General features: G+C 64.9%; 5 protein-coding genes and 1 pseudogene. All 6 read left to right on the top strand.

What is annotated here, in order from left to right:
- Positions 1-104: pseudogene (locus DBR36_RS05405) on the top strand (30S ribosomal protein S7); the annotation flags it as partial.
- Positions 105-191: 87 nt separating this feature from the next.
- Positions 192-2,306 (top strand): elongation factor G, encoded by a 2,115-nt coding sequence (gene fusA, locus DBR36_RS05400; protein WP_108317910.1) that lies wholly within the window; start codon positions 192-194, stop codon positions 2,304-2,306.
- A gap of 159 nt (positions 2,307-2,465) precedes the next feature.
- A complete protein-coding gene (gene tuf / locus DBR36_RS05395) occupies positions 2,466-3,659 on the top strand; it encodes an elongation factor Tu (protein WP_108317909.1) in 1,194 nt (397 codons plus the stop codon).
- Positions 3,660-3,817: 158 nt separating this feature from the next.
- Positions 3,818-4,036: an Rv0909 family putative TA system antitoxin gene (locus DBR36_RS05390; protein ID WP_108317908.1), complete on the top strand. Its 219-nt coding sequence runs from the start codon at positions 3,818-3,820 to the stop codon at positions 4,034-4,036.
- 436 nt (positions 4,037-4,472) lie between these two features.
- Entirely contained in the window at positions 4,473-4,781 is a 309-nt protein-coding gene (gene rpsJ, locus DBR36_RS05385) for a 30S ribosomal protein S10 (protein ID WP_013584016.1), read from the top strand.
- 8 nt (positions 4,782-4,789) lie between these two features.
- Positions 4,790-5,349: 50S ribosomal protein L3 (gene rplC / locus DBR36_RS05380; protein ID WP_108317907.1), on the top strand; the 560-nt coding region annotated here is incomplete at its 3' end.

Genomic DNA, 5,349 nt, shown 5'->3' with positions numbered 1-5,349 from the left:
AGATCCTCGATGCCTCGAACGGCCTCGGTGCCGCGGTCAAGCGCCGCGAAGACACCCACAAGATGGCCGAGTCGAACCGCGCCTTCGCGCACTACCGCTGGTAAAACCCGCGGAGGGTCCGTGATCGAACCCCGGTCACGGACCCTCCGATGGGCCCGGCATCAACCTCCCAACAGGTAAGGAAGACACCCGTGGCACAAGACGTGCTCACCGACCTCCACAAGGTCCGCAACATCGGCATCATGGCGCACATCGATGCCGGCAAGACGACGACGACCGAGCGCATCCTGTTCTACACGGGCGTCAACCACAAGATCGGTGAGACGCACGATGGTGCGGCGACCACCGACTGGATGGAGCAGGAGCAGGAGCGTGGCATCACGATCACCTCCGCCGCCGTCACCTGCTTCTGGGACAAGAACCAGATCAACATCATCGACACCCCCGGCCACGTCGACTTCACGGTCGAGGTCGAGCGCTCGCTCCGCGTGCTCGACGGTGCCGTCGCCGTCTTCGACGGCAAAGAGGGCGTCGAGCCCCAGTCCGAGACCGTCTGGCGCCAGGCCGACAAGTACGACGTCCCCCGCATCTGCTTCGTCAACAAGATGGACAAGCTGGGTGCCGACTTCTACTTCACCGTCGACACCATCGTCAACCGCCTCAAGGCGAAGCCGCTGGTCATCCAGCTCCCCATCGGTGCCGAGAACGACTTCGTCGGCGTGATCGACCTGGTCGAGATGCGCGCACTGGTGTGGCCCGGTGACGCCAAGGGTGACGTGACCATGGGTGCGAAGTACGAGATCCAGGAGATCCCGGCCGACCTCGCCGACAAGGCCGCCGAGTACCGTCAGCAGCTGCTCGAGACCGTCGCCGAGTCCGACGACGTCCTGCTCGAGAAGTTCTTCGGCGGTGAGGAGCTCACGGTCGCCGAGATCAAGGGCGCCATCCGCAAGATGACGATCAACTCCGAGCTCTACCCCGTGCTCTGCGGTTCGGCGTTCAAGAACCGCGGCGTGCAGCCCATGCTCGACGCGGTCGTGGACTACCTCCCCTCGCCCCTGGACGTCCCCGCCATCGAGGCGAAGGACCCCAAGAACGAAGAGATCGTCATCGAGCGCCACGCCGACCGTGAAGAGCCCTTCGCGGCCCTCGCGTTCAAGATCGTGACGCACCCCTTCTTCGGTCGTCTGACCTACATCCGCGTCTACTCGGGTCACCTCGACTCGGGTGCGCAGATCGTCAACGCGACGAAGGGCAAGAAGGAGCGCATCGGAAAGATCTTCCAGATGCACGCCAACAAGGAGATGCCGGTCGACTCCGTCACCGCGGGTCACATCTACGCCGTCATCGGTCTGAAGGACACGACCACGGGTGACACCCTGTGCGACCCGGCCAACCAGGTCGTGCTCGAGTCGATGACCTTCCCCGAGCCGGTCATCGAGGTCGCCATCGAGCCCAAGACCAAGGCCGACCAGGAGAAGCTGGGTGTCGCCATCCAGAAGCTCGCCGAAGAAGACCCCACGTTCCGCGTCGAGCAGAACGCCGAGACCGGTCAGACGGTCATCAAGGGCATGGGCGAGCTGCACCTCGACATCCTCGTGGACCGCATGAAGCGCGAGTTCAAGGTCGAGGCCAACGTCGGAAAGCCGCAGGTGGCGTACCGCGAGACCATCCGCAAGTCGGTCGAGCGTCACGACTACACCCACAAGAAGCAGACCGGTGGTTCGGGCCAGTTCGCGAAGATCCAGTTCGCGATCGAGCCCCTCGAGGTCACGGCCGACAAGACCTACGAGTTCGAGAACAAGGTCACCGGTGGTCGTATCCCGCGCGAGTACATCTCGCCGACCGACCAGGGCTTCCAGGACGCCATGAACGTCGGCGTGCTCGCCGGCTACCCCATGGTGGGTGTCAAGGCGATCCTGCTCGACGGTGCGTCGCACGACGTCGACTCCTCCGAGATGGCGTTCAAGATCGCCGGATCGATGGGCTTCAAAGAGGCTGTCCGCAAGGCCAACCCCACCATCCTCGAGCCGATCATGGCCGTCGAGGTGCGTACTCCCGAGGAGTACATGGGCGACGTCATCGGCGACCTCAACTCGCGTCGTGGCCAGATCCAGTCGATGGAGGACGCCGCCGGCGTCAAGGTCGTGCGCGCCAACGTGCCGCTGTCCGAGATGTTCGGCTACATCGGTGACCTGCGCTCGAAGACCTCGGGCCGCGCCGTCTACTCGATGGAGTTCGACAGCTACGCCGATGTCCCGAAGGCCGTGGCCGACGAGATCATCCAGAAGAACAAGGGCGAGTAACTCCGCTCTGATGGATGCCGGGAGCCCGGCTCCGGCTCGGGTTCCCGGCATCCACTCAAACTGAACACCGACTCTCTAGTAACCTGAGAACCATCCCCGCGGAGAACCGGTCGCAATCCAGCGCCCGCGATCCGCATCTACCGTCCTGAGGAGGACCCAGTGGCTAAGGCCAAGTTCGAGCGGACCAAGCCGCACGTGAACATCGGAACGATCGGTCACGTCGACCACGGCAAGACCACGCTCACCGCTGCCATCTCGAAGGTGCTCGCCGACAAGTTCCCGTCGGCCACCAACGTTCAGCGTGACTTCGCGTCGATCGACTCCGCGCCCGAAGAGCGTCAGCGCGGCATCACGATCAACATCTCGCACGTCGAGTACGAGACCCCCAAGCGTCACTACGCTCACGTCGACGCCCCCGGTCACGCCGACTACATCAAGAACATGATCACCGGTGCCGCTCAGATGGACGGCGCGATCCTCGTGGTCGCCGCCACCGACGGCCCGATGGCTCAGACCCGTGAGCACGTTCTGCTCGCCAAGCAGGTCGGCGTGCCCTACCTGCTCGTCGCGCTGAACAAGAGCGACATGGTCGACGACGAGGAGATCCTGGAGCTCGTCGAGCTCGAGGTCCGCGAGCTGCTGTCGTCGCAGGACTTCGACGGCGACAACGCCCCCGTCGTGCGCGTTTCGGGCCTGAAGGCTCTCGAGGGTGACGAGCAGTGGGTCAACTCGATCGTCGAGCTGATGGAGGCCGTCGACTCCTCCATCCCCGACCCGGTGCGTGACAAGGACAAGCCGTTCCTCATGCCCATCGAGGACGTCTTCACCATCACCGGTCGTGGAACGGTCGTCACGGGTCGCGCCGAGCGCGGTACCCTCGCGATCAACTCCGAGGTCGAGATCGTCGGCATCCGCCCGACGCAGAAGACCACGGTCACGGGTATCGAGATGTTCCACAAGCAGCTCGACGAGGCCTGGGCCGGCGAGAACTGTGGTCTGCTCCTGCGCGGCACCAAGCGTGACGACGTCGAGCGCGGCCAGGTCGTCGTGAAGCCCGGTTCGGTCACCCCGCACACCAACTTCGAGGGCACGGCGTACATCCTGTCCAAGGAAGAGGGCGGCCGCCACAACCCGTTCTTCACGAACTACCGCCCGCAGTTCTACTTCCGCACCACGGACGTGACCGGCGTCATCACGCTGCCCGAGGGCACCGAGATGGTCATGCCCGGTGACACCACCGAGATGTCGGTCGAGCTCATCCAGCCGATCGCCATGGAAGAGGGCCTCGGCTATGCGATCCGTGAGGGTGGCCGCACCGTCGGTGCCGGTACCGTCACCAAGATCATCAAGTAAGTCCTTCCAGACTTCACTCGGCACAGGCCGGGCCTTCGGGCCCGGCCTTTGTCGTTCCCACGCACGGACAGGTGGGGGTTCCGCCGAGGGCGTGCTCCGGTCCAGAATGACGAAGCGGTCGACAATCGGGTCGATCCGCTTCACCGAGAGAGGCGCACATGAGCGGCGTGGACGACATCATCGCGAAGGGCAAGAAGCTCCTCGACGAGAATCGCGACAAGATCGAAGAGGCGCTGAAGAGCGAGAAGGCCGAAGAGGTCAGCGACAAGGTGCTCGACGGAGCCGCCGACGCCATCAAGAAGGTGGTTCCCGCGGAGCATCACGCCAAGATCGACGAGGTTCGCGCGAACGTCGACAAGAACATCGGCAACGCCTGACGCGTCGATTCCGATCGGATGCCGTTCCCGCCGGGCGGGGACGGCATCGTCGCGTCGGGCGTGCAGGCTGAGCATCAGCCGAGCGCGACACGCCCGGGTTTGCGCCATCCCCGAGCGCTCCGTAGACTAATGCAGTTCCACATTCCGGTGCGCGCTCGGCGTGCGCCAGGATCACTGCCAGGGCAGTGCACAGGCGGCGCGCGAGCGCAGGGTCCTGGGCCGCGGGCAGCAGAACATCACACCGAACCCCACATCCTTCACGGGATTCGCACGCGTGCGTGCGCGGGGCGGGCCGGAGGCCATGGCATCCGGTTTGACAGCTGAACAGCGGTGCAGCATCTCTCGCGCGAGCGAGGGGAAGTGCCAGGGTGCGTCAGCACCACCGTGCGTCCAATGCCCCAGGTCGGGTAAGACGCTGAAAGAGAGAGAGCAGACAATGGCGGGACAGAAGATCCGCATTCGCCTGAAGTCGTACGACCACGCCGGACTGGACTCGTCGGCGCGCAAGATCGTCGACACCGTGACCCGTGCCGGCGCCACCGTGGTGGGCCCGGTTCCCCTTCCGACCGAGAAGAACGTCGTGTGCGTCATCCGGTCGCCCCACAAGTACAAGGACAGCCGCGAGCACTTCGAGATGCGCACCCACAAGCGCCTCATCGACATCATCGACCCGACGCCCAAGGCCGTCGACTCGCTGATGCGTCTCGACCTCCCGGCCGATGTCAACATCGAGATCAAGCTCTGAGGTTCGACATGGCTGACATCAACTCCAAGATCTCCAAGGGCCTCCTCGGCACCAAGCTCGGCATGACCCAGGTGTGGGACGAGAACGGCAAGCTCGTTCCCGTCACCGTCATCGAGGTCGCCCCGAACGTCGTGACCCAGCTGCGCTCGCTCGAGAAGGACGGCTACAACGCCGTTCAGATCGGCTACGGCCAGATCGACCCCCGCAAGGTGAACAAGCCCCTCACGGCTCACTTCGACGCCGCCGGTGTCACCCCGCGCCGCCACCTCACCGAGGTGCGGACCGCGGATGCCGCCGACTACGCGCTGGGCCAGGAGCTCACCGTGGACGGGCTCTTCGAGGCCGGCCAGCTGGTCGACGTCGTCGGCACCAGCAAGGGCAAGGGCACCGCCGGTGTCATGAAGCGCCACAACTTCAAGGGTGTCTCCGCTTCGCACGGTGCGCACCGCAACCACCGCAAGCCCGGTTCGATCGGCGCCTCGTCGACCCCGAGCCGCGTCTTCAAGGGCATGCGCATGGCCGGCCGTATGGGTGGCGAGCGCGTGACCGTCCTCAACCTCACGGTGCA

It is taken from the genome of Microbacterium sp. HMWF026, assembly GCF_003061325.1.
Classification (GTDB): Bacteria; Actinomycetota; Actinomycetes; order Actinomycetales; family Microbacteriaceae; genus Microbacterium; species Microbacterium testaceum_E.
The sequence above is the reverse complement of the archived record's forward strand: the minus strand, read 5'-3'. Positions and strand labels throughout refer to the sequence as shown.